At 70.7% G+C, this 23105-nt stretch carries 22 protein-coding genes; 6 read left to right on the forward strand and 16 right to left on the reverse strand.

Features of this window, described 5'->3' with window-relative positions; all coding sequences use genetic code 11:
* Together eutC and ACWCRB_RS39845 are read right to left on the reverse strand one after the other, a co-directional pair.
* Positions 1-837 (reverse strand): ethanolamine ammonia-lyase subunit EutC (eutC, locus tag ACWCRB_RS39840; protein WP_451000733.1); only part of this gene is annotated, 837 nt, incomplete at its 3' end.
* Positions 834-2228 (reverse strand): ethanolamine ammonia-lyase subunit EutB, encoded by a 1395-nt coding sequence (locus tag ACWCRB_RS39845; protein ID WP_451000734.1) that lies wholly within the window; start codon positions 2226-2228, stop codon positions 834-836. The genes eutC and ACWCRB_RS39845, both read right to left, overlap by 4 nt.
* A 154-nt stretch (positions 2229-2382) precedes the next feature.
* On the opposite strand from ACWCRB_RS39845, the gene ACWCRB_RS39850 reads away from it, so the two are divergent.
* Positions 2383-3897 carry an APC family permease gene (locus ACWCRB_RS39850; RefSeq protein ID WP_451000735.1) on the forward strand — a complete coding sequence of 505 codons (1515 nt, stop codon included), beginning with the start codon at positions 2383-2385 and terminating at the stop codon, positions 3895-3897.
* An 87-nt stretch (positions 3898-3984) separates the two neighbouring features.
* On the opposite strand, the gene ACWCRB_RS39855 is transcribed toward ACWCRB_RS39850, so the two are convergent.
* On the reverse strand, positions 3985-4494 hold the full coding sequence (locus tag ACWCRB_RS39855) for a GbsR/MarR family transcriptional regulator (RefSeq protein ID WP_451000736.1): 510 nt from the start codon (positions 4492-4494) through the stop codon (positions 3985-3987).
* A gap of 73 nt (positions 4495-4567) precedes the next feature.
* On the opposite strand from ACWCRB_RS39855, the gene ACWCRB_RS39860 reads away from it, so the two are divergent.
* From ACWCRB_RS39860 to ACWCRB_RS39875, 4 genes are all read left to right on the forward strand, one after another.
* Entirely contained in the window at positions 4568-5476 is a 909-nt protein-coding gene (locus ACWCRB_RS39860) for an ABC transporter ATP-binding protein (RefSeq protein ID WP_451000737.1), read from the forward strand.
* Entirely contained in the window at positions 5473-7086 is a 1614-nt protein-coding gene (locus ACWCRB_RS39865; protein ID WP_451000738.1) for an ABC transporter permease, read from the forward strand. Before ACWCRB_RS39860 ends, ACWCRB_RS39865 begins: the two co-directional genes overlap by 4 nt.
* Positions 7087-7344: 258 nt before the next feature.
* Positions 7345-8850, forward strand: a complete 1506-nt coding sequence (locus ACWCRB_RS39870; RefSeq protein ID WP_451000739.1) for a protein kinase domain-containing protein — start codon at positions 7345-7347, stop codon at positions 8848-8850.
* Between the two features lie 42 nt (positions 8851-8892).
* Entirely contained in the window at positions 8893-9147 is a 255-nt protein-coding gene (locus tag ACWCRB_RS39875) for a hypothetical protein (protein ID WP_451000740.1), read from the forward strand.
* 11 nt (positions 9148-9158) lie between these two features.
* Here ACWCRB_RS39875 and ACWCRB_RS39880 read toward each other — a convergent pair whose 3' ends face one another.
* Both ACWCRB_RS39880 and ACWCRB_RS39885 read right to left on the reverse strand, forming a co-directional pair.
* Complete coding sequence (locus ACWCRB_RS39880; RefSeq protein WP_389360107.1) at positions 9159-9755, reverse strand: Uma2 family endonuclease; 597 nt, start codon at positions 9753-9755, stop codon at positions 9159-9161.
* 96 nt (positions 9756-9851) lie between these two features.
* Complete coding sequence (locus tag ACWCRB_RS39885) at positions 9852-11078, reverse strand: cytochrome P450 (protein WP_451000741.1); 1227 nt, start codon at positions 11076-11078, stop codon at positions 9852-9854.
* 142 nt (positions 11079-11220) lie between these two features.
* On the opposite strand from ACWCRB_RS39885, the gene ACWCRB_RS39890 reads away from it, so the two are divergent.
* A complete protein-coding gene (locus tag ACWCRB_RS39890; RefSeq protein WP_451000742.1) occupies positions 11221-12366 on the forward strand; it encodes a lipid II:glycine glycyltransferase FemX in 1146 nt (381 codons plus the stop codon).
* Between the two features lie 15 nt (positions 12367-12381).
* Here the strand turns inward: ACWCRB_RS39890 and ACWCRB_RS39895 are convergent, their stop codons facing one another.
* The 11 genes from ACWCRB_RS39895 to ACWCRB_RS39945 form a co-directional block, all read right to left on the reverse strand.
* Complete coding sequence (locus ACWCRB_RS39895; RefSeq protein WP_451000743.1) at positions 12382-12816, reverse strand: VOC family protein; 435 nt, start codon at positions 12814-12816, stop codon at positions 12382-12384.
* Between the two features lie 22 nt (positions 12817-12838).
* On the reverse strand, positions 12839-13516 hold the full coding sequence (locus ACWCRB_RS39900) for a response regulator (protein WP_451000744.1): 678 nt from the start codon (positions 13514-13516) through the stop codon (positions 12839-12841).
* The gene (locus tag ACWCRB_RS39905; RefSeq protein ID WP_451000745.1) at positions 13513-14901 is read right to left on the reverse strand and encodes a sensor histidine kinase; all 1389 of its coding nucleotides are present in this window, start codon (positions 14899-14901) and stop codon (positions 13513-13515) included. Before ACWCRB_RS39905 ends, ACWCRB_RS39900 begins: the two co-directional genes overlap by 4 nt.
* A 100-nt stretch (positions 14902-15001) precedes the next feature.
* Positions 15002-15880, reverse strand: a complete 879-nt coding sequence (locus tag ACWCRB_RS39910; protein ID WP_451000746.1) for an alpha/beta hydrolase — start codon at positions 15878-15880, stop codon at positions 15002-15004.
* Between the two features lie 193 nt (positions 15881-16073).
* On the reverse strand, positions 16074-17276 hold the full coding sequence (gene kynU, locus ACWCRB_RS39915) for a kynureninase (RefSeq protein WP_451000747.1): 1203 nt from the start codon (positions 17274-17276) through the stop codon (positions 16074-16076).
* Positions 17269-18114, reverse strand: a complete 846-nt coding sequence (locus ACWCRB_RS39920; RefSeq protein WP_451000748.1) for a tryptophan 2,3-dioxygenase family protein — start codon at positions 18112-18114, stop codon at positions 17269-17271. The genes kynU and ACWCRB_RS39920 overlap by 8 nt, the downstream gene beginning before the upstream one ends.
* A 160-nt stretch (positions 18115-18274) precedes the next feature.
* Positions 18275-18688: a DUF3151 domain-containing protein gene (locus ACWCRB_RS39925; protein WP_369037679.1), complete on the reverse strand. Its 414-nt coding sequence runs from the start codon at positions 18686-18688 to the stop codon at positions 18275-18277.
* 141 nt (positions 18689-18829) lie between these two features.
* Entirely contained in the window at positions 18830-20305 is a 1476-nt protein-coding gene (locus ACWCRB_RS39930) for an MFS transporter (RefSeq protein WP_451000749.1), read from the reverse strand.
* Between the two features lie 85 nt (positions 20306-20390).
* Entirely contained in the window at positions 20391-21422 is a 1032-nt protein-coding gene (fbaA, locus tag ACWCRB_RS39935) for a class II fructose-bisphosphate aldolase (RefSeq protein WP_451000750.1), read from the reverse strand.
* 182 nt (positions 21423-21604) lie between these two features.
* Positions 21605-22159: an orotate phosphoribosyltransferase gene (pyrE, locus tag ACWCRB_RS39940; protein WP_451000751.1), complete on the reverse strand. Its 555-nt coding sequence runs from the start codon at positions 22157-22159 to the stop codon at positions 21605-21607.
* 20 nt (positions 22160-22179) lie between these two features.
* Positions 22180-22968 carry an aldose epimerase family protein gene (locus ACWCRB_RS39945; RefSeq protein ID WP_451000752.1) on the reverse strand — a complete coding sequence of 263 codons (789 nt, stop codon included), beginning with the start codon at positions 22966-22968 and terminating at the stop codon, positions 22180-22182.
* Positions 22969-23105 lie beyond the last annotated feature (137 nt).

Below are 23105 nucleotides of genomic sequence, written 5' to 3' on the forward strand. Positions count from 1 at the left end.
GATTTTTACCACACCCCCGACGGTCCGGGCGCCGGGGGGGGGGGGGGCCCCCCCCCCCCCCAGGGATGGGACGGGTAGGGGCGGCGGGGGCGAAGACAGCTCGTCCTTCAGCCCCACCCCCGTCAGCCCCAACTCCCGCGCCCGCCCTATCAACCCCGCCAACTTCGCCGCCGCCGTCTCGTACGTCAGGCCCAGCGGAGGCCTGATGTTGGACAGGCAGTTGCGGTCCGCGTCCGTGGTTGTGCCGGGGCGCGGGGCGTACGTCAGATACGCGCCCAGTGAGTCCGCCGCCGACATGCCGGGGCGTTCGCCGATCAGGACGACCACCATCGTGGCCCCCATGGCGTGGGCCACGTCGTCGCCGAGGGCCACCCTGGCCTGTTCTGCCAGGATCACCGGGGCGACCCGCAGAGCCGGGTCCAGCAGTGCCGTCGTCGCCCGCACCATCGGCGCCGCGTGTTCGTGCACCGCCCGGCTGGACAGACCGTCGGCCACGACGAACACCAGGTCCCAGTCCCCGCCGGGGAGGTGGGCACGGTCGATGTCGTCGAGACGGCGCCCCAGGTCGGGGCGCTGGAGGTAGGTGAGCCGGTCACCGGCGGCACTGCGCACCCGTACCGTCGGTTCGCCCGTCAGGCCGGCCGCGACCGTCTCCGGATCAAAGGGCGAGTGCACCGCGTCCCGCGCGGCGGCATGCGCGGCCTGAAGTTCCAGGCGGTGGCGCGTGGGGAGCGCCGAGCCCGCACGGCCCAGACCGATCCTGGCCTGCGTGTGCCGACGCAGGGCCGCCCACATGGGCAAGTCGTCCGTCACCTCGGCCAATTGACGATCCGTCATGCCGCCAGCTCCCTTCCGATCGCCGTCAGCGGATGTGCCGTACCCGAGACATCCCTGATCGCGCCCCGCTCGTCCAGCAGCCCGATGCCGTCCAGCCATGCCTCGAACTCCGGTGCCGGGCGCAGCCCGAGGACCTCGCGGAGGTACAACGCGTCGTGGTACGAGGCGGATTGGTAGTTGAGCATGATGTCGTCGCCGCCCGGCGTGCAGATCACGAAGGACGCGCCCGCGACTCCCAGCATCGTCAGCATCGTGGCGATGTCGTCATCGTCCGCGTCGGCGTGGTTCGTGTAGCAGATGTCCAGGCCCATGGGCAGGCCGAGCAGCTTGCCGCAGAAGTGGTCCTCCAGGGCGGCGCGGAGGATCTGGCGGCCGTCGTAGAGGTACTCGGGGCCGATGAAGCCCACCACGGTGTTCACCAGCAGGGGGTCGTAGCGGCGGGCCACCGCGTACGCCCGTGCCTCCACCGTCTGCTGGTCCACCCCGTGGTGCGCGTCGGCGGAGAGCGCGCTCCCCTGCCCGGTCTCGAAGTACAGGGCGTTCTTCCCCACCGTCCCCCGGTTCAGTTCCCCCGCCGCCGCGTGCGCCTCGTCCAGCAGGCCCAGGGTCACCCCGAAAGACGCGTTCGCGGCCTGCGTACCCGCTATGGACTGGAACACCAGGTCCACCGGCGCCCCTCGCTCCATCAGATCCACACTCGTCGTGACGTGGCACAGCACGCACGACTGGGTGGGGATGGAGTAACGCTGGATGACTCCGTCCAGGAGTTCCAGCAGGTCCCTCACCGCCTTCGGGCTGTCCGTCGCCGGGTTGATGCCGATCACCGCGTCGCCCGAGCCCAGCAGCAACCCGTCCAGCAACGCGGCCGCGACACCCGCCGGGTCGTCCGTCGGGTGGTTGGGCTGGAGGCGCGTGGCCAACCGGCCCGGGAGGCCGATCGTCGAGCGGAAGGCAGTCACCACCTCCACCTTCCGTGCCACCGCGACCAGGTCCGCGTTCCCCATCAACTTGGACACCGCCGCCACCATCTCGGGCGTGAGCCCGGGCGACACCGCGGCCAGCGCTTGAGCGTCCGCCGCCTCCGACAGCAGCCACTCCCGGAAACCGCCCACCGTCAGCCCGGCCACCGGCGCGAAGGCGGCCAGGTCGTGCGTGTCCACGATCAGCCGGGTCACGTCGTCGTCCTCGTACGGAATCACCGGCTCGGCGAGAAATCGAGCCAACGGCACCTCCGCCAGCGCCCAGCGCGCCGCGACCCGTTCCTGCGCGGAGTCCGCGGCGAGGCCGGCCAGCCGGTCGCCGGAGCGCTCGGGGCTCGCGGCGGCGAGCAGACGCGCGAGGGAGTCGAAGCGGTAGCTGTGGCCGCCGAGAGTGGCTGTGTACGTGCTCATGTCGGCGACGGTAGGAGGCGCGTGTTGCCGTCAGATTTCTAAAGGTCTGGTTGACAAACATTTAACGCACGGACACCCTTGACCGACTTATTCGGGCTACAGAGTTCCACCCCATCGACAGCACAACCAGGAACAGTCAGGAAGGGGCCACCCGATGGCAGTGGATGAGGGCGTAGCCCCGGCGGCAGACAGAAGTACGGGCGACGAGGGCACAGTTCACCGGCTGAAGCCGAACGCCATCGGTCTCCTCGGCGTGGTCTTCATGGCCGTCGCGACCGCCGCGCCGATCACCGCGATGACGGGCAACGTGCCCTTCATGGTGTCGGCGGGCAACGGCATCGGCGCCCCGGCGAGCTACCTCGTCGCAATGGTCGTCCTGGCGATCTTTTCCGTCGGCTTCACGTCGATGGCGAAGCACATCACCTCCACCGGCGCCTTCTACGGCTTCATCTCCTACGGCCTCGGCCGCACCGTCGGTCTCGCCTCGGGGCTCCTGGCGACCTTCGCGTACGCCGTCTTCGAGCCGGCGCTCATCGGCATCTTCTCGGTCTTCGCGACGACAACCCTGGAGGACCAGACGGGAGTTGCCGTTCCGTGGTGGGCGTTCGCGTTCCTGATGCTGGCCATCAACGCGGCCGGCACCTGGTTCGGCGTCAGCGTCGCCGAGAAGGTGCTCGTCGTGCTCCTGGCCACCGAGGTGACGATCCTCGCAGCGATGGCGATCTCGGTCGCCCTGCACGGCGGCGGCCCGGAGGGCTTCAGCCTCGACCCGGTCAACCCGGTCAACGCGTTCTCGGGGACCAGCGCCGGCCTGGGGCTGTTCTTCGCCTTCTGGTCGTGGGTCGGCTTCGAGTCGACGGCGATGTACGGCGAGGAGTCCCGCAACCCGAAGAAGATCATCCCCAAGGCGACGATGATCTCGGTCCTCGGCGTCGGCATCTTCTACGTCTTCGTCTCCTGGATGGCCATCTCGGGCACGGGCGAGTCGAAGGCCGTGGAGGTCGCCACCGCCAACCCGCTCGCCCTCTTCTTCACCCCCACCGAGCAGTACGTGGGCGCCTGGGCCGTCGACGTCATGCAGTGGCTGATGATCACCGGCTCGCTCGCCTGCGGCATGGCCTTCCACAACTGCGCCGCCCGCTACATGTACGCCCTGGGCCGCGAGGGCGTCCTCCCCTCGCTGAAGAACACCGTCGGCCGCACCCACGCCAGGCACGGCTCCCCGCACATCGCGGGCCTGGTGCAGACGATCGTGAGCGGCGTACTGATCGCCGCGTTCTGGATCGCGGGCAAGGACCCGTACAACGCCCTCTACGTCCTGCTGGCCATCCTCGGCACCATGGCGATCCTCGTCGTCCAGGCCGTCTGCTCCTTCGCGGTCCTCGCCTACTTCCGCAAGAACCACCCCGAGAGCCGCCACTGGTTCAAGACCTTCACGGCCCCGCTCATCGGCGGCGTCGCGATGCTCGCGGTGGTGGTGCTGCTGGTGTCCAACATGGGCGTCGCGGCGGGCGCGGAGTCCGGTTCGCTGCTGCTGAAGGCGACGCCGTGGATCGTCGCGCTGATCGCGCTGGGCGGCATCGGCTACGCCCAGTACCTCAAGCGCCGCTCCCCCGAGCGGTACGCGCTGCTGGGCCGGACGGTCCTTGAGGAGACCAAGGAGCGCTAGCCGCAAGGGAGTTCACGCCCCCTCAGCCACAGGCCTTCGGCCAGGGTCCCCGACGCACCACACAGCACAGCACTGTGCGCGTGTACGTCAGGAGCCCTGGCCGAAGGTCTTGGCGCGTTCCTCCCGCCACCGGTCCATCAGCTTGGTCAGCTCGCCCTCCAGATACTCGAAGAAGGCGAGCGTCTCGGCGATGCGCTGCCCGCCGGGAGTATCGACGCCGAGGCTGTCGACGCCCACGCGCAGGGTCTGTCCCCAGCGCTTGAGCACGGCGTCGCGGTTGGTCAGCGCCTCGTACCACTGGTCGCTGTGCACCCGGTACCGCTCGCGCCGCGAGCCCGGTTCGCGCTCCCGCGACACCATGTGCACCTGGGACAGATAGCGCACCGCGCCGGAGACGGCGGCCGGGCTGACCTGGAGCTGCTCCCCGAGTTCGGCCGAGGACATGGCGCCGGCGTCGGACGCGAGCAGCGCGGCGAAGACCCGGGCGGCCATGCGCTGCATCCCGGCGTCGACGAGCTGGGCGGCGAAGCCCTCGACGAACCTCGACACCGCCTCGGGGTCCCGCCCCGCACTCCCCGCCGCACTCGCTTCCGTCATACGGAGAGTGTAACCAGCATTCATACGCTTCCTTAACTTCACAAATTTCTGAAGTAAGCGTACGTTCGGAAACATGACGAAGGCCAGCCCCGCCCTAGAGGTGTCCGGACTCCACAAGTCGTTCGGCAGGACGCACGCCCTGGACGGTCTCGACCTCACCGTGGAGACCGGCGAAGTGCACGGCTTCCTCGGCCCCAACGGCGCCGGGAAGTCCACGACCATCCGTGTCCTCCTCGGCCTGCTGCGCGCCGACTCGGGCACCGCGCGCATCCTGGGCCGGGACCCCTGGGCGGACGCGGTGGAGGTGCACCGCCGGATCGCGTACGTCCCCGGCGACGTCACCCTGTGGCGCAACCTCTCCGGCGGCGAGGTCATCGACCTGTACGGCAGGCTGCGGGGCGGCGGACTCGACAAGGGCCGCCGGGCGGACCTGATCGAACGGTTCGAGCTGGACCCGACGAAGAAGGGCCGCACGTACTCGAAGGGCAACCGCCAGAAGGTCGCCCTGGTGGCGGCGTTCGCCTCGGACGTCGACCTGCTCATCCTCGACGAACCGACGTCGGGCCTGGACCCGTTGATGGAGGAGGTCTTCCAGCGCTGCGTGGAGGAGGAACGGGACAGGGGCCGTACGATCCTGCTCTCCTCCCACATCCTCAGCGAGGTCGAGGAGTTGTGCGACCGCGTCAGCATCATCCGCAAGGGCCGCACGGTGGAGACGGGCTCGCTGTCCGACCTTCGCCACCTCACGAGGACGAGCATCACGGCCGAACTGGCGGGCACACCCAACGGGTTGGCGCGCCTACCGGGCGTGCACGACGTCGACGTACAAGGGATGCGCGTCCAACTCCAGGTTGACACCGACAAGTTGGACGCCGTACTGCGCTCGCTCACCGAGTCGGGCGTACGGTCCCTGCGGTCGACGCCACCGACGCTGGAGGAGCTGTTCCTGCGCCACTACCAGGACGAGACGGTGACCCGATGACCGCCATCGCGTCGGCCCCGGCAGCACGGAGGACCGCCGGTTCGCGCCAACTGGCAGGCACCGGAGCCCTGTTGCGCTTCAACCTGCGCCGCGACCGGGTGATGATCCCGGTGTGGGTGGCGGTGACGGCCCTCCTGGTCCTCTCCCTCCCCGGCTCCCTGGAGAGCGTGTACTCCACCCCCGCCGAACGCGCCGACATCGCACGCCAGATGCTCACCAACAGCTCGCTCCGGGCCACGTACGGCCCGGTTTTCAGCGACTCGATCGGCGGCCTGACCGCCTGGCGCATCGGCGGCTACGCAGCGATCCTCGCCGGCATCATGAGCCTGCTCGTCGTCGTACGGCACACCCGCGACGAGGAGGAGAGCGGACGCCAGGAACTGATCTCGTCGGCGATGGTGGGCCGCCGGGCACCGCTGACGGCGGCGCTGCTCACGGCCCTGGTCGCCAACGCCACGCTGGCCCTGCTGATCGCGGCGGGCCTGGCGGGTCAAGGCGCCTCGGGCGCACTGGCGTTGGGCCTCGGCATCGGAGGCGTGGGAGCGGCGTTCGCCACGCTCACGGCGATCGTCGCGCAGTTCACGGAGAGCGCGCGGCTGGCGAAGGGGCTGACGGGCGGCCTGCTGGGCGTGGCGTTCGTGCTGCGCGCGGCGGGCGACTCCGCGTCGAACGACGGCTCGTCGCCGCTGACGTGGATCTCACCGATCGGCTGGCTGGAGAACGTACGGCCGTTCGCGGACGAACGCTGGTGGGTGCTGGGGCTGTTCGTGGCCGCGACGGTCGTCCAGGGCTGTGTGGCCTACGAGTTGGCGGGCCGCCGGGATGTCGGAATGAGCTTCGTCGCGACACGCCCCGGCCCGGCGACCGGCCGTCTGGGCACGGCGGGCGCGCTGGCCTGGCGGCTGCAACGGGGCTCCGTGTTCGGCTGGAGCGTCGGGTTCCTCGCGGCGGGGGTCGCCTTCGGCGGGCTGACGAAGGGCGCGGCGGACCTGGTCGGCGACAACGACAAGACGCGGGAGATCATCGAGCGGATGGGCGGCCAGTCGGGCATCGAGGACGCGTTCCTGGCCACGATGGCCGGCATGTTCGGCATGGTGGCTGCGCTGTACGCCGTGTCGTCGGTGCTCCGGCTGCACACCGAGGAGACCTCGCAGCGGGCGGAGCCGATCCTGGCGAACGCGGTGGGCCGGCTGCGCTGGGCCGGGGGCCACCTGGTGATCGCCTTCGGCGGCGCGGCACTGATCCTGCTGCTGAGCGGCCTGGGCCTGGCCCTCGGATACGGCGCCGAGCTGGGCCCGATCCTCGGCGCGAGCCTGGTCCAGGTCCCGGCGGTGTGGGTGCTGGGCGGACTGGCGGTCCTGCTGCACGGGGTGTCACCCCAACTGTCGGTCGGGGCCTGGGGTGTTGCGGGGTTCGCGCTGCTGGTGGGCTGGATCGGACCGGCGCTGGACGTACCGCAGGGGGTGCTGGACCTGTCGCCGTTCGGGCACTTGCCCAAGTTGCCGGGCGGGGAGATGAGTTGGCCGCCGGTGCTGATCCTCACGGCGATCGCGGCGGGGCTGGTGACGGCGGGGCTGGTTGGGCTGCGGCGCCGGGACCTGAGCACGTAGGCCACGTAGGAGACGGCCTCCCGCCGCAGCAGCCGAGGGCAGCCCGAGGGTAGAAGTCCCGTCCCCGAAGGGCAGGAACAAGGAACTTCGGGGCACACCGAACGGGATTGGCGGTTCCGGTGACTCCCCGGCCGGACACAATTCCTGGTCGGTGCCCATGAGTTGGGCCGCCGGCCACCCTGCTCACCACCGCGCGGGCCGAGGCACGGCGCGTGCTTCGAGCGCTGATACGAACCGAACCTCCGGGGAACAGCCGTCATGAAGAACCTTCAGCCGTCGGACCCGACCTCCATAGGCGGCTATCCCCTGCTGGGCCGGCTCGGTGCGGGCGGTATGGGGCAGGTCTTCCTGTCCCGTACGGGGTCGGGCCGGCTGCTCGCGCTGAAGACGATCCGCGACGATCTCAGCTCCGAGCCGGGGTTCGAGGAGCGCTTCGCCCGCGAGATACGCAACAGCGACCGCGTCCGCTCGCCGTGGACCGTGACCGTCGTGGACTACAGCGCCCCGGGCCAGCGCCCGCAGTGGCTGGCCACCGAGTACGTGCCCGCGCCGTCGCTCGCCGACTGGGTCGTCTCCCGTGGTCCGCTGCCCCTGAACGCGCTCCTCTCGCTCGCCGTCGAACTGGGCGCCGCCGTACAGGCCGTGCACCAGGCCGGCCTCGCGCACCGGGACGTCAAACCCGGGAACGTCCTGCTGGCCCACGACCGGCCACGGCTGATCGACTTCGGTGTCGCCCGCGCCGCCGACGACAGCCGCCACACCCGCCTCGGCGTCTCGGTGGGCTCCCCCGGCTTCCTCGCCCCGGACCAGGCCGTCGGCGCCGTCGCCGCCGAACCGGCCGACGTGTTCTCGCTGGCCGCCGTGCTGGTGTACGCCGCGACCGGACGCGGCCCCTTCTCGCGTGCGGGGGAGCAGGTCCCCGCGGCCACCCTGCTGTACCGAGTGGTCCACGAGGAACCCGACCTGACGGGCGTACCCCCGGAGCTGCTGCCGCTGCTCACCGCGTGTCTGGCCAAGGATCCGGCCGTACGCCCGACAGCGGCCCAGCTGAGTGCGTGGCTGGCGGAGCGGGGCGCCAGGACCGGGCGCTGGCAGCAGGAGTGCCCGCCGGATCTCGCCGGAGAAGTGACCCAGGCCGAGCATTCCGCGCGCACAGTGACCGACCTCGCGCAGCCCTCCGCCGGTCGGGAACCGGCCCCGGACACCCTCCTTGCGGCCCCGCCCGAGCCCGGCCGACGCCGCCGGCCCGCCTGGCTGCTGCCCACGGCGATCGCGGCGGTCGCGGTCACGGCGGCCGTGGTGGCCACCGTCCACTTCGGCACGCAGCGTTCCTCGGCCGAGTCCTCCCCGTCCAAGCAGGAACAGCCGTCCACCTCGGCAACCGCGAGCAAGACACCGCCCGCCTCGCCCCCGGAGTCCCTGGCCCCCGACACCGCGCTCAAGGTCATCGAGGCCACGTACGAGCTGGCCGCCGGGGAGTCCGTGGTGGCCGGGGCCAGGACTCTGGCCATGCAGGAGGACGGCAACCTGGTGATCTCCGACGAGGACGGCACGGCGCTCTGGGCCACGTCGACCAAGGGCGAGGGCAACTCCACCCGCTTCCAGACGGACGGCAACCTGGTCGTCTACACCAGCGGCGGGGAGCCCCTGTGGTCCTCACGGTCCAACGGCAACCCAGGCGCGATCCTCGTCTTCCAGGCCGACGGCAACGTCCTGATCAGGTCCGACGACACCGTCCTCTGGGCCGCCGGAACAGAGAACTGACCGACCGGAACCCACGGCACCGCGACTGCGTCCCTCGCAGACATGGGACAACGCACACAAGCCGCCGGAGGATGCCTGACCGTCGCTCTCGGCGTGGTCGCGGGGCTGGTGGTGTGGTTCGCCAGGGCCCAGGGCCGGGTCCGGCGCTTCGAACAGGGCCCCGACTGGAGCGTCTTCTACGCCGAGCTGCCGCTGCTGATCCTCGCCGGAACCGCCACCGGCCTGGGCGCCTGGGCCGTCGTACGGGGCCTCGGAGCCCGGCTCAGATCTCGACGCTCAGCCCCTCCAGCCCCCTGATCACAGCATTCTCAGTCGACGTACTGCCTGAGTTCCTCGGTGTCGAGTGCGATACCGATGGGCTCGGGGAGCGAGAGCTTCGCGCCGAAGGGCTTCTTGTCGGTGCTGCGGTAGCCGACGCCCGGTGCCGGATCGCCGTACAGCGTCACCGAGCAGTCGTCGCGGTCGATCAGCAGGTAGTACGGGATCCCGGCGTCGGCGTAGCCGAAGGGCTTCTCCTCGCGGTCACGCCGGTGGGTGTCCGCGTCGTAGGAAGTCACCTCGACCGTCATGATCACACCGTTGGTGTCGGCCCAGTCGCCCTTCCCCGCGAACGTTCCCCGGGGCGCGAGCACGGCGTCCGGGAGCGCCCGGCCCTTGCGGTACTTCTCGATCCGCAGGCCCAGTTCCCCGCCTCCGTACAACCACAGACCGGTACCGGCCAGCAGGCAGCACTCCTGCAACCACCTGATGACCTCGCTGTGGTTGCCATCCGTCATGCCCTTGATCCCGATCCGTCCGTTGATGAACTCCAACCTGACGGCTTCGAACTCCCTGGCCACGAATGCAGCGAGCTTCTCGAATTCCTCTACGGTCATCGGGGACATGTGCTGCGCCATAACCGTCATGGTGCCCTCCTTCTCAGGCGCGCACCAGCTTGCCGAGGCCATGGGCGTGCTGTCCCCGGTTCGACCGCGTGATCATCCGAATGAGTGATCAGCCCGTTATTTCCGCCCCACCTCGACGCTCAGCCCCTCCAGCCCCCTGATCACGAAGTTCGGCTTCCGCACCGGATCCGCCGCCAGCCCCAGCGTCGGCGCCCCTCGCAGCAGCGCCCCCATCGACGCCGCCAGCTCGATCCGTGCCAGTGGAGCCCCGATGCAGTAGTGAATCCCCGCGCTGAAGGAGATGTGCGGGTTCTCCGTCCGCGTCAGGTCGAGGCTGCCCGGGTCCGCGAAGACCTCCGGGTCGTGGTTGGCCGCGCCGAAGAGCAGCGCCACCTCACTCCCCCTCGGGATCACCGTCCCGTCGATCTCGATCTCGTCCAGTACCCAGCGTTCGAAGAGCTGGAGCGGGGTGTCGTACCGCATCAGCTCCTCGACGGCGGAGGGGATCAGGGAGTGGTCCGCGCGCAGGGCCGCCAGCTGGGCCGGGTTGCGGAACAGGGCCCACCAGCCGTTCACCGTCGCGTTGACCGTGGCCTCGTGGCCCGCGTTGAGCAGGAGCACGCACGTCGAGATCATTTCCTGTTCCGTCAGGCGGTCGCCCTCGTCGTACGCGGCGATCAGGCCCGAGATCAGGTCCTCGCCGGGCTCCTTGCGGCGGGTCGTGATCAGCTGCTGCAAGTACTCCGTGAACTCCTCCGACGCCCGTACCGCCCTCGCCGCCGTGTCCTGCGACGGGTTCAGCTCGTACATGCCGCAGATGTCCGCCGACCACGGCCTGAGCGGCGCGCGGTCGGCCTCCGGGATGCCCAGCATCTCCGCGATCACCGCCACCGGGAGCGGCTCCGCCACGTCGGTGAGCAGGTCGCCGCCGCCCGCCTTCACCAGGTCGGCCACCAGCTCGCCCGCCAGCCGCTCCACGTACGGCTTCAGGCCCTCCACCGTCCTCGGCGTGAACGCCTTCGACACCAGGCGGCGGATGCGGGTGTGGTCCGGCGGTTCGAGGTCCAGCATGCCGTGGTCGTTGAGGGTGTGGAACGGCTCGTGCTCCGGCGGGGGCGCCGTACGGCCGAAGTCCTCGTGGGTGAAGCGGTGCTGGTAGGTGCGGCCCAGGCGGCGGTCGCGCAGCAGCGTCGAGACGTCCGCGTGGTGCGGGACCAGCCACTGGTTCGTGGGTTCGTAGTACACGACCCTGCCGCGGGCGCGCAGCTCCGCGTACGCGGGGTACGGGTCCGCGACGAACGCCGGGTCCCACGGGTCGAAAGCGAGGTCGGAAGCAGCTGCCATGCACGGACGCTAGCCCGAGCCACCCCCACCTGACCAGGAAAGGTGTTCGGGTTCCCGTCGGCGAACCTTCTCCCGTGAACCCTTGACCCACCAGGTGATCCCCGGCTTACGGTGGCCGCCCCCGAACAGGAGTACCCCACCCATGCCCAACCTGTACGTGCGGGAGATCACGCGCGAGGAACATCTGGCCCATCTCCGGCTGCGCCCCGACGCCAGCCATCTCCAGATCCCCGAGTGGGGCGGCGTGAAGCCCGACTGGCTGCCGGAGAGCGTCGGCTGGTTCGAGGGCACGGGCCCGTCCGAGGGTGGTGAGATGGTCGCTGCCGCGCTCGTCCTCTATCGGCCGCTGCCCGGGACCCGGCGCTATCTCGCCTACCTCCCCGACGGGCCCGCCATCGACTGGCGGACCCCCCGGCTGGAGCGCTGGCTGGATCCGCTCGTCGCCCACCTGGAGCGCATCGGGGCGTTCTCGGTACGGATCGGGCCGCCCCTGGTCGTACGGCACTGGGACGCGGCCACCGTGACGGCGGGCCTCGCCGACCCCGACGTACACCACCTGCGGGATCTGCCCGCCGCCGGTATCGACGGCTACGCGCTCGACGCCGCCGAGCGGCTGCGGCGGCTCGGGTGGCGGCCGTGCGACGAGGACGACGGCAGCGGTTTCGGTCTCGGGCAGCCGCGCTACGGCTGTCACATCCCGCTCGCCGGGCGCTCGGTCGACGATCTTCGCGACGCCCTCGCACCGCACTGGGAACAGTCCCTGCGGACGGCCGAGACCGCCGGTGTCCAGGTCTCGTGGGTCTCGGACGACGACCTGCCCGAGTTCCACCGCCTGTACACCGCGACCGCCGCCCACGACGGCTTCAAGGCCCGCCCGCTGGACTACTTCCGGCGCATGTGGCGGGCCCTGAACTCCGAGGACGAGGACCGGCTGCGCCTGTACGTCGCCGAGTACGAGGGCGAGGTCCTCTCCGGGGCGCTCATGATCAACGTCGGCTCACGGGTCTGGCACTCGTACGCCGCCTCCGGCTCCCGGGGGCGTCAACTGCGGCCCAGCAGCGCGCTGTTGTGGCGGATGCTGTGCGACGCGCAGGCGGCGGGCGCCGAGACGTACGACCTGCGCTCCATCACCCCCGCCCTCACCGAGGACCGCCTCCTCGGCCGGCTCCACTTCAAGACGGGCGCCGGCGGCCGAGCGGTGGAGTACCTCGGCGAGTGGGAACTCCCGGTGGGCAGCCAGGGCAAGATGCTGCGACGGGCGCTGGGGCTCTATCTCGGCCGCAGATGACCCGCCGAACGTCACCTATGGGCCGAACTCGGGGATCGTCACCGACCCGTCCGCCGCCAGCGGGAACCCCGGGTTGTGCGCGACCTCCCACGCGTGGCCGTCCGGATCGACGAAGGCCCCGGAGTAGAAGCCGACGGCGTTGACGGCCGCCGGCTTGGTGACGGTCCCGCCGGCCCGTTCCGCCGCCGCGAGCAGGGCGTCGGCCTCCGCGTCGGAGCGGACGTTGTGGGCGAGGGCGATCCCGCCGAAGCCGGGTGCCGCCGGGCCGGGCTCCAGACCGCAGTCGGCGGCGAGCTTGTCCCGGCCCCACAGGACGAACCCCAGCCCGCCCGCCTGGAAGAAGACCGTCTCCTCGACCTCCTGCCCCCGCCAGCCCAGAGTCTCGTAGAAGGCCTTGGCGCGGGCCAGATCGGCGACGCCCAGCGTGATCAAGGTGATGCGCTGTTCCATGCCCTCACCGTACTCACCGCACTCACCCGGGCGTCACCAGCCGCGCCTCGTACGCGAACACCGCCGCCTGCGTACGGTCCCGCAGCCCGAGTTTCACCAGGATGCGGCTGACGTGTGTCTTGATCGTCGACTCGGCGACCACCAGCTGCCCGGCGATCTCGACGTTCGACAGCCCCTGCGCGATCAGCACCAGCACCTCGGTCTCCCGCTCGGTCAGATCGCCGTACGCCGCCTGCGTGCCCGGCATCAGCTTCGGGGCCTCGGAGAGCTTCGAGAACTCGGTGATCAGGCGCCGGGTGACGGAGGGCGCCAGCAGGGCCTCGCCGGTCGCCACCACCCGTACCCCGTCCGCGAGTTGGCGTGCCGACGCGTCCTTCAGCAGGAAGCCCGACGCACCCGCCCGCAGCGCCTGGTACACGTACTCGTCGAGGTCGAACGTCGTCAGCACCAGGACCTTCGCCGTGCCGTCCGCCGCGACGATCTCCCGGGTCGCCTCGATACCGTTCATCTCAGGCATCCGGATGTCCATCAGGACGACGTCCGGGGCGAGTTCACGCACCCGCTCCACCGCTTCCCGGCCGTTCACCGCCTCGCCGACGACCTCGATGTCCGGCATGGCGTTCAGCAGCACGGAGAAGCCCTCGCGGACCATCATCTGGTCGTCCGCGATCAGCACGCGGATCGTACGAGCGTCGCTCATGCCCCGTCTCCGCTGTCCTCGTTCGTGCTCGCGGCCGGCAGGAAGACGGTGACCTCGTAGCCGCCGTCGGCCGTCGGGCCCGTCGTCATCTCGCCGCCGAGCATGGAGACCCGCTCCCGCATCCCCGTGAGCCCGTGTCCCGCGCCCTCCGTCGGCGTCTGCTTCACGAACGACACCTCCGCCGCACGGCCGTTGACCATCCGCAGCCCCAACCCGCCCAGCACGTACCCGATTTCGACCCGCGCGCCCGCCCCCGGCGCGTGCCGCAGCGTGTTGCTCAGCGCCTCCTGCACGATCCGGTACGCCGACAGCTCGACGCCCTGCGGGAGTTCACGCACCGCGCCGGTCACCACCTTGTCGACGGAGAGCCCCGCTTCCCTCACATTAGCGAGCAGCCCGTCGAGGTCGGCCAGGGTCGGCTGCGGGGCGTCGGGGGCCTCGTAGTCCTCCGCCCGTACGACGCCCAGGACCCGGCGCAGTTCGGTGAGCGCGGCCACCGCGTTCTCGCGGATCGTCGCGAAGGCCTTCGTCAGTTCCTCGGGCGGGTTCTCCACCCGGTAGGGCGCCGCCTCCGCCTGGATGGCGACGACCGACATGTGATGCGCGACGACATCGTGCAGCTCGCGCGCGATGGTCGTGCGCTCCTCCAGCAGCGTCCGCTTGGACCGCTCGTGCGCGGTCACCGTCTGCTGCGCGGTCACCTCCTGCTCGGCGGCCCGGCGCACCAGCAGCACGGTCACCACGAGCAGCGCCAGCGCGGAGAGGAAGAGGAAGGGCACGGCGTTGCTGTTGAAGTAACGGTTGCCGAAGAGGCTCTCGGCGCCCATGGCGTAGACCGCCGTCAGCGCCCACATCCAGGCGGCCGTACGCGGCCGGGTCCGGGCGGCGACGACCGTCAGCACCACCAGGTGGGCGACGAAACTCGCGGGCTGCCAGGGGTAGTTACCGCTCCCGTAGTCGCCATTCCAGTTCTGGCCGATCACGGCGACGGTCGGGATCGAGACCAGGGAGAACCAGAAGGCCCCGACCGGCCGGACCAGCGTCAGCAGGATCGGCCCCAGCGAGAAGACGGTCATCGCCAGTGCTTGGATCAGGTCGCCCCCGCTGATCGCGAAGGAGACCAGCAGCGCCAGCAGCCCGGCCGCACCCACCAGGGCGTGCCGCTCCCAGACCGCGTACGGGCGCAGCCGCTTCGGCAGCACCCGCGCGATCCCGCCGGGCCGGTTCCTCGGGGGCAGCGGGCGGTAGGCGAAGGCGTCGTGGAACAGGTCCGCGCGCAGTCCCGCCAGCGCGTCCATGGCCACCCGGAACTCGGGGCTGCTGAACAGAGCGTCGTCCCCCCGCCTCGGCCTGGATTTCGTCTGCGTGTGTGTCGTCTCAGTCACATACAGCACGGTAGGCGGCGGGCGGGCGGCAGTCGTCAGCAGTGAGAGGGGTTCTCCGGGGTCCGTCTCAGGTACTACGGGACGGCCGAAGGGGGCCGTCTCACCACGCGAGCTGGGCGATCTCCTCCGCGACAACCGCGCACGCGTCCGCCACCGGGTCGATCAGCGGGAAGTGCCCTACGTCCTCAAGGAGCGTCAGCCCGACCACCTCACCGGCCTTCGCCGCCGCGTCCGCGTACGACTCGGCGACGATCTGCGGTACGTCGATGTCGGCCCGCCCCTGTACGAGGGTGGTCGCGATGCCGGTGGGGAGCAGGAGCGCCGGGTCGGCGTAGGGCTGACGCTCGGCGAAGTGCCCTTCCCCGCCGAGGAGTTGACGTACGGCGTCGGAGCAGACATCCAGTTTCTCGGCGACGGCGAAGTCCGCGACCGGGGCGAGGGCGACCACGCCGCGGAAGGGTGCGGGGCGTGCGGTGAACCAGGGCGCGTCGGCGGGCAGCAGATGCCGGGCGGCGACCCAGAGGGCCAGGTGCCCGCCCGCCGAGTGCCCGGTGACGACCATGCGGCGCGGATCGGCCTGCGGGAGGTGGGCCCGTACGAGGGCGGGCAGGGCGTCCAGCGCCGCCGCGACGTCGTCGAAGGTGTCGGGCCAGCGCCCGGCGACGGTGGGACCGTCCCCGCCCCGCCGGTACTCCACGTTGGCGACGGCGAACCCGCGCCGGGCCAGGAACCCGGCGAACGGCGTGATGTGCCGGCGGTCGTACGGCGCCCGCCAGGCACCCCCGTGCAGGACGACGACCAGCGGCACGGTCCCGTCGCCGGGAAGCGCCTCGGGGCCGTGCGGACCCTGCGGGGCGTAGAAGTCGATCACCTGATCGGGGTGGTCGCCGTACGCGGCGGTGGCGTCGGGGTCGACGGGCGGGTGCGAGAAGGCCGACTCCTCTTCCGCGGCGGCGGCCTCTGCGGCATCGTCCGACATACTTCAACCTCTCAGCGACGAAACGTACTTGGCGGACCTGGAGAGAATTCGGCCGTTGCCGGGGACGCTATCAGGCCCGTGACGTGCGTCGACACGCGGAAGTGAGCTCGGTGCGGGTTGAAACGGTTCTGCCCTGCTACGGGCAGCCGGGACGGCCGGTGCGCTCACGACACCGACCGTCACCAAGCATGGCTCAGCCGGCGACGACCTCGCCCAGCACCCGGGCCGCCCGCTCCACGTCGGCGAACCCGACATACAACGGCGTGAACCCGAACCGCAGCACGTCCGGCCGCCGGAAGTCGCCCACGACCCCCCGCTCGATGAGCCGCGCCATCACGTCCCCCGCGTCGGAGCACCGCAGGGCGACCTGACTCCCGCGCCGGGCGTGATCGGCCGGCGTGACGGACTCCACCCGCCCCTCGGGCACGTACTCGTCGACGCACTCCAGGAAGAAGTCGGTCAGGGCGAGGGACTTGGCGCGTACGGCGTCGATGGAGACCCCGTCCCAGACCTCGAGAGCCGCCTCCAGGGCGAGCATCGAGAGGATGTCCGGCGTACCGACCCGCCCGCGCGTCGCACCCGGGGCGGGGGCGTACTCGGGCCGCATGCCGAAGGGGTCGGCGTGCGAGGTCCAGCCGGGCAGGGGCGAGTCGAACCGCTCCTGGTGCTGCTGCCGGACGTACAGATAGGCGGGCGAACCGGGCCCGCCGTTGAGGTACTTGTACGTACACCCCACCGCTAGATCGACCTCGTGCTCGTCCAGCCCGACCGGCAGGGCGCCCGCGCTGTGGCACAGGTCCCAGACGGCCAGGGCACCGGACGCGTGGATCGCGGCCGTGAGGGCGGGCAGATCGTGGAGGCGGCCGGTACGGTAGTCGACGTGGTTGAGCAGCACGGCGGCGGTACGGCCGCTCAACTCCCCCGGTACGGCACCCGGTTCGAGGGCGCGCAGGGTGCAGCCGGTCATCCGGGCGGCGGACTCGGCGATGTAACCGTCGGTGGGAAAGGTGGTGGCGTCGACGAGAATCTCATCGCGCCCGGCCTCTGCGAGCCTGACAGCCCCCACAAGTGCCTTGAAAACATTGACACTTGTGGAGTCACCGACAACAACCTGCCCGGCAGCGGCCCCCACCAGCGGAGCGATACGATCCCCGATCCGCTCGGGCGCGGTCCACCACCCGCTCTCGTCCCAGGACCGGATGCGCAGCTCGCCCCACTCCCGGCGCACGACGTCGTCGAGCCGCTCCGGGACGGCGGCGGGCAACGCACCGAGCGAGTTCCCGTCCAGATAGGTGACGCCGTAGTCGAGCACGAACTTCGCACGCACCTTGGCGAGTTCGTCGCGCGAGTCGAGCTCCCGGGCCTGGTCGTCCTTGGAAGGCAGCAGCTCAGACATGGGACCTCGCCGTCCACAGCTCGGGGAACACGTTCTTCTGCGCGCGCTTCTCCAGCCAGGCCACTCCGGCGGAGCCGCCGGTGCCGGCCTTGGCGCCCATGGCCCGCCGGGTGGCGACGAGATGGTCGTTGCGCCAGCGCCACACCAGTTCGGCGACGTCGGTCAACGCCTCGCCGAGCCGGGCGAGTTCGGCGTCGGGATCACCGGAGTAGAGGGCCGTCCAGGCGGCCTCGACGTCGGCGGAGGGCTCGTACCGGAGGGACACGTCACGCGACAGCACGGCATCCGGGAGGTCGTACCCACGCCGCGCGAGGAGCCTCAACACCTCGTCGTACAGGCTGGGTTCGTGCAGCGCCTTCTCCAGTTCGGCGTGCACGCGGGGTGCGGCCCGATGGGGTACGAGCATGGACGCGGACTTCTCGCCGAGCAGGAACTCCATCCGCCGGTACATCGCGGACTGGAACCCGGAGCCCTCGCCGAGGGCGGCGCGGTAGGAGTTGAACTGGGCCGGGGTGAGCTGCGAGAGGGGCCGCCACGAGGCGTTGAGGGCATCCAGCTCACGCACGGACCGCTTGAGGGCGGCGACGGCGGTGGGCACGTCGTCACCGCGCAGGGCATGGGCGGCGGTCTCCCACTCATGCACGATGACGGTGAACCACAGCTCCATCACCTGGGTCGTCACCAGGAAGACCATCTCTCCGGGGTCGTCGGAGAGGGTGTGCTGGAGGTGGGTGAGGACGTCGGCCTGGACGTAGTCCTCGTAGGGCGTCGTACCGGCGAAGTCGAGATGCGGGGTCTCGGGCTCCGAAGCCTCGGGGGGCTGAGCCTGGAGGGACATCGCTGTCTCCTGTTGTACTCCGGGTAGCGGTCCGCCCCTGCCGAATTCCGACACGGGGGCCCCGGTCCCCGGGGCATTGAACACAATCGTGCCCCGAATCCGCAAGGCCCGCCTGATCACAGTCACAGGCGGGCCGAGGAGAGTGGTGACCAGAGGGTGACTAGCCGAGCGTCTGGGCGGCAGTCGGGGAGGAGTCCTTGAGGAACTGGGTGCAGCGCTCGTACTCCTCCTGCTCGCCGATGGAGCCGGCGGCGCGGGCGAGGGCGTGCAGGGCGCGCAGGAAGCCACGGTTCGGCTCGTGCTCCCACGGCACGGGGCCGTGGCCCTTCCAGCCGGCGCGGCGCAGGGAGTCCAGTCCGCGGTGGTAGCCGGTACGGGCGTAGGCGTACGACTCCACGACGCTGCCGCGCTCGAACGCGTCGTCGGCGAGCTGGGCCCAGGCGAGGGAGGAGGTGGGGTACTTCGCGGCGACGTCGGCGGGGGCGGTGCCGTTCGCGAGGAGGTCGCGGGGCTCGGGGTGGTCGGGGAGGTGGGTGGGGGGCGGACCGCCGAGCAGGTTTTCGTGAAGGGTCATGGTTCCAGTCTGGGGTATCGGACGGGGATTGTTTTCGCCCCCGCCGCCCCTACCCGTCCCATCCTTCTGGGGCTCCGCCCCAGACCCCGCTCCTCAAACGCCGGAGGGGCTGATTTTCAGCGGGGGTCGGCGGGGGCGACATCAAAGACGCTCACCCTCCACCGGCCCCGCCCCCTCCAACGGCGGAGAAGTCACACACCCGTGCGTCCGGCACTCCGGATGCAGACACTCCGGCCCAGGCTTCCGCACCGTCGCAAACGCCACCCCCGCCCCCACCACCAAAACCCCCGCACAAACCCACATCGCCCGCCGAAACGCGTCGTCGAACACCTCCCCCGACCGGTACGCCTCCGCCCCCATCCCCGTCACCAGCGGCAACGCGGCCACCGCGACCAACCCCGCCACCCGCGCCGCCGCGTTGTTCACGCCGCTCGCCAGCCCCGCCCGCTCCGTCCCCACCGACGCCAGCACGCTCGCCGTGAGCGGCGCCACCAGCGTCACCAGGCCCAGCCCGAGAACGAGCACGGCGGGCAGCACATCCGCGACGTACGACGCCCCGGCGCCCACCCTCAACATCAGCAGCATCCCCACCGCACACAGCAACGGCCCGACCGTCAGCGGAACGCGCGGACCGATCCGCTCCGCCAGCTCCCCCGACCGCGCCGACAGCAGCAGCATCAGGACAGTGGTCGGCAGCAACGCCGTACCGGCGCCGAGGGCCGAGTACCCGGCCACCACCTGGAGCTGAAGCGCGGAGAGGAAGAAGAAGCCTCCGAGGGCCACGTACACGCACAGGGTGACCAGGTTGACGGCAGTGAACTGGCGCGAGGCGAAGATGTCGAGCGGCATCATCGCGTCGCCCCCGCGCCGCCGCTCGACGTACACGAAGGCCACCCCCGCCCCCACACCCACCACCGCAGACACCACAACGGCCAGGGACCCGGCCCGGGCCTCGATCAGCGCATACGTGACAAGCGCCAGCGCCAGCGCACCCAGCGCAGCACCCAGCACATCGAAGCGCCCGTGCCGCGTACGCCCGTCACCGGACTCGGGGACATGCCGTACGGCGATGGGAGCGCACACCAGCGCCAGCGGGACGTTGAGCAGGAACACCCACCGCCACCCGGGCCCGTCCACCAGCCAGCCGCCCAGAAACGGACCGACCGCCGCGCCGATACCCCCGAAGCCGGACCACAGCCCGACCGCCCGCCCCCGGTCGTCGGGATGGAAGGAGGCCTGGATGAGGGCGAGGGAGCCCGGCACCAGAAGAGCGCCGCCGACGCCCTGCAACGCACGGGCGGCGACCAGCACACCCGTGTTCGGGGCGAGCCCGCAGAGCAGCGAGGCGACGGCGAACCACACCACCCCGACCACAAAGATCTTGCGGCGGCCATACCGGTCGCCCAGCGAACCGCCCAGCAGGATCAGCCCGGCCAGCGTCAGCATGTACGCGTTGACCGTCCACTGGAGGGCGGCCAGATCTGCGTCGAGATCGCGGCCGATGCGCGGCAGCGCGACGTTCACGACGGTCGAGTCGAGCAGGGCCATGCTGGACCCCAGGACGGTGGTCAGCAGGATCCACTTGCCCTGGGGTGAGGCGATCCGTACGTCGGCCATGGGCCCAGGTATACAGCGAGCCCGGCGCCGTCGACAGTGGACGGACGCCGGGCTCGCGTAAAGCGACGTGCGGAGCGATGCGGGGTTACTTGATCTTCGTACCGGCCGACCGCAGGTTCTGCGTGGCCTCGACGACACGCGCGGCCATGCTCTTCTCGGCCAGCTTGCCCCACGTACGCGGGTCGTAGGTGCTCTTCGAACCGACCTCGCCGTCGACCTTGAGGACGCCGTCGTAGTTGCGGAACATGTGGTCGGCGACGGGACGCGTGAAGGCGTACTGCGTGTCCGTGTCGAGGTTCATCTTGACGACGCCGTTCTCCAGCGCGGTCGCGATCTCCTCCTCCGTGGAGCCGGAGCCGCCGTGGAAGACGAAGTCGAAGGGCTGCGCGCCGGCGGGCTTGCCGTACTTCGCGGCGACGCCGTCGTTCAGCTCCTTGAGGAGGTCGGGGCGGAGAACGACGTTGCCCGGCTTGTAGACGCCGTGGACGTTGCCGAAGGAGGCGGCGAGGAGATAACGCCCCTTCTCCCCCAGCCCCAGGGCCTCGACGGTACGCACGGCGTCGTCGACGGTCGTGTAGAGGGAGTCGTTGATCTCGTGGGAAACCCCGTCCTCTTCCCCACCCGTCGGGGTGATCTCGACCTCAAGGATGATCTTCGCGGCGACGGCGCGGGCGAGCAGCTCCTGCGCGATGGAGAGGTTGTCGGCGAGGGTCTCGGCGGAGCCGTCCCACATGTGGGACTGGAAGAGCGGGTTGCGCCCGGCCTTCACGCGCTCCTCGGACACGGCGAGCAGCGGCCGTACGTACCCGTCGAGCTTGTCCTTCGGGCAGTGGTCGGTGTGCAGGGCGACCGTGACCGGGTACTTCTCGGCGACGATGTGCGCGAACTCGGCCAGGGCGACGGCGCCGGTGACCATCTCCTTGCTGTACTGCCCGCCGAGGAACTCCGCACCACCCGTCGAGATCTGGATGATGCCGTCGCTCTCCGCCTCCGCGAAGCCGCGCAGCGCAGCGTGCAGGGTCTGGGTCGAGGTCACGTTGATGGCCGGGTAGGCGAACTTGGCCGCCTTGGCCCGGTCGAGCATCTCGCTGTAGACCTCAGGGGTTGCGATGGGCATGTGTCCGCTCCTCGTGATGTGCGGGTTGGCGATCTGCGTACTGACTACCTGCGGCCCTGACCTAGACCCGGTTTGCGAGACCTGGGAAGCGACGTCATCGTCGCCCCCATCTTTCCAGACGTTTCGTCCGGTACTGAGCCCGGTGGTCAGTCCTCTGGTCGGTCCTCTGGTCAGCCAGGTGGTCAGTCCAGCCCGAGGTCGCTCTTCGAGTACGCGAAGAGGTACGGGACCCCGGCCCCGTCCGCGATCTTCTCGGCGGCGCCGGTCGCCCGGTCGACGATGGTCGCCACGCCCACCACCTCGGCACCGGCCTCGCGCACGGCGGCCACGGCGGTGAGCGGCGAGTCACCGGTGGTGGACGTGTCCTCGACGACGAGAACCCGCCGCCCCGCGATGGAGGGGCCCTCCACCCGCTTCTGCATCCCGTGCGCCTTGGCGGCCTTCCGCACGACGAACGAGTCGAGGCGACGCCCGCGAGCGGCGGCGGCATGGAGCATGGCCGTCCCGACCGGATCGGCCCCCATGGTCAGCCCGCCCACGGCGTCGAACTCGAGCCCCGCCTCCGCCGCCAGATCGAGCAGCACCTGCCCGACCAGCGGAGCGGCCTGACCGTCGAGGGTGACGAGCCGGAGGTCGATGTAGTAGTCGGCCTCGATCCCCGACGACAGGCTCACCTTGCCGTGCACCACGGCCTTGTCCTTGATCTGCTGCAGCAGCGCGCCGCGTACGTCACTCATGGCAGCCAGCCTAGACGGGCTCAGAGGCTGCGCCAGGTCCAGGTCATGGCGGCCTCCAGGGGCTCGATGGGCGTGACGAGCCGCGGCAGGGTGTTGAGCCCGTTGGGCGGCCCGGTCTGCGGCTCCACACACACGGCGGCGTCCTGCTCGTCGTACACGACGACCCATTCCTCGGGGCTGGTCACCTTCAGCTCCAGCAGCTGCGGCCAGGTGAGGGTGACGTCGACACCGCCGGGCATACCGAAGCAGTCGTCCCACGGGCTGGGCTTCGGATCGATCCGCTTCCCGGTGGGCAGGTGATCGTCCCCGCGCTCCTCCTGCCAGGCGGCGTCAAAGTCGACGCGGACGTCCTCACCCCCGAGGTTCCGGTTGAACCAGGGGTGCCAGCCGATCTGCGCGGGAAAGGAATCGGCGTACGTCTCCACGGACATGGTGAGGGTGAGACTGTCCGGGGTCAGCGAGACGACCTGCGAGACGCGGCCGGCGTAGGGCCAGGGCTCCACGAGGTCGTACGTGATGACGGCCTCGTCGGCGGTCCTGCGGGCTACGCGCCAGGCGCCGTCGCGGACGGTGCCGTGGATGGCGTGCGGTGGGGAGTTGAGGGGGAGTTGGCGTACGGTGCCGCCGTCGAGGAACCGCCCGTCCCTGATCCGCCCGCACCACGGAACCATCGGAAAGCACCCGAACCGCTCGCCCTGGCGCAGCAGTTCGACGCCGCCGACCCGCAGTCCGCCGACCCGCCCGCCGTTCCCCGGCTGCAGGGTCACCTCCGCGTCACCCGCGGCCAACGTCAAGTCATCACTACTCACGCACCGACCCTACCGGCCCGCGTCCCCCACTTCCTCGCCCCCGCCCCCGCCGCCCCTACCCGTCCCATCCCTGGGGGCTGCGCCCCCAGCCCCCCTTTGTCGCGCTGAAAGATCCAGCCCGTCCGGCGTTTGAGGAC

The organism is Streptomyces sp. NPDC002156 (assembly GCF_053593675.1).

What these genes read in the sequence shown, in the direction of transcription:
- ACWCRB_RS39845 (WP_451000734.1), bottom strand. Translation starts at nt 2,228, where the DNA reads ATGAGCACGTACACAGCCACTCTCGGCGGCCACAGCTACCGCTTCGAC.
- ACWCRB_RS39850 (WP_451000735.1), top strand. Translation starts at nt 2,383, where the DNA reads ATGGCAGTGGATGAGGGCGTAGCCCCGGCGGCAGACAGAAGTACGGGC.
- ACWCRB_RS39855 (WP_451000736.1), bottom strand. Translation starts at nt 4,494, where the DNA reads ATGACGGAAGCGAGTGCGGCGGGGAGTGCGGGGCGGGACCCCGAGGCG.
- ACWCRB_RS39860 (WP_451000737.1), top strand. Translation starts at nt 4,568, where the DNA reads ATGACGAAGGCCAGCCCCGCCCTAGAGGTGTCCGGACTCCACAAGTCG.
- ACWCRB_RS39865 (WP_451000738.1), top strand. Translation starts at nt 5,473, where the DNA reads ATGACCGCCATCGCGTCGGCCCCGGCAGCACGGAGGACCGCCGGTTCG.
- ACWCRB_RS39870 (WP_451000739.1), top strand. Translation starts at nt 7,345, where the DNA reads ATGAAGAACCTTCAGCCGTCGGACCCGACCTCCATAGGCGGCTATCCC.
- ACWCRB_RS39875 (WP_451000740.1), top strand. Translation starts at nt 8,893, where the DNA reads ATGGGACAACGCACACAAGCCGCCGGAGGATGCCTGACCGTCGCTCTC.
- ACWCRB_RS39880 (WP_389360107.1), bottom strand. Translation starts at nt 9,755, where the DNA reads ATGACGGTTATGGCGCAGCACATGTCCCCGATGACCGTAGAGGAATTC.
- ACWCRB_RS39885 (WP_451000741.1), bottom strand. Translation starts at nt 11,078, where the DNA reads ATGGCAGCTGCTTCCGACCTCGCTTTCGACCCGTGGGACCCGGCGTTC.
- ACWCRB_RS39890 (WP_451000742.1), top strand. Translation starts at nt 11,221, where the DNA reads ATGCCCAACCTGTACGTGCGGGAGATCACGCGCGAGGAACATCTGGCC.
- ACWCRB_RS39895 (WP_451000743.1), bottom strand. Translation starts at nt 12,816, where the DNA reads ATGGAACAGCGCATCACCTTGATCACGCTGGGCGTCGCCGATCTGGCC.
- ACWCRB_RS39900 (WP_451000744.1), bottom strand. Translation starts at nt 13,516, where the DNA reads ATGAGCGACGCTCGTACGATCCGCGTGCTGATCGCGGACGACCAGATG.
- ACWCRB_RS39910 (WP_451000746.1), bottom strand. Translation starts at nt 15,880, where the DNA reads ATGTCGGACGATGCCGCAGAGGCCGCCGCCGCGGAAGAGGAGTCGGCC.
- kynU (WP_451000747.1), bottom strand. Translation starts at nt 17,276, where the DNA reads ATGTCTGAGCTGCTGCCTTCCAAGGACGACCAGGCCCGGGAGCTCGAC.
- ACWCRB_RS39920 (WP_451000748.1), bottom strand. Translation starts at nt 18,114, where the DNA reads ATGTCCCTCCAGGCTCAGCCCCCCGAGGCTTCGGAGCCCGAGACCCCG.
- ACWCRB_RS39925 (WP_369037679.1), bottom strand. Translation starts at nt 18,688, where the DNA reads ATGACCCTTCACGAAAACCTGCTCGGCGGTCCGCCCCCCACCCACCTC.
- ACWCRB_RS39930 (WP_451000749.1), bottom strand. Translation starts at nt 20,305, where the DNA reads ATGGCCGACGTACGGATCGCCTCACCCCAGGGCAAGTGGATCCTGCTG.
- fbaA (WP_451000750.1), bottom strand. Translation starts at nt 21,422, where the DNA reads ATGCCCATCGCAACCCCTGAGGTCTACAGCGAGATGCTCGACCGGGCC.
- pyrE (WP_451000751.1), bottom strand. Translation starts at nt 22,159, where the DNA reads ATGAGTGACGTACGCGGCGCGCTGCTGCAGCAGATCAAGGACAAGGCC.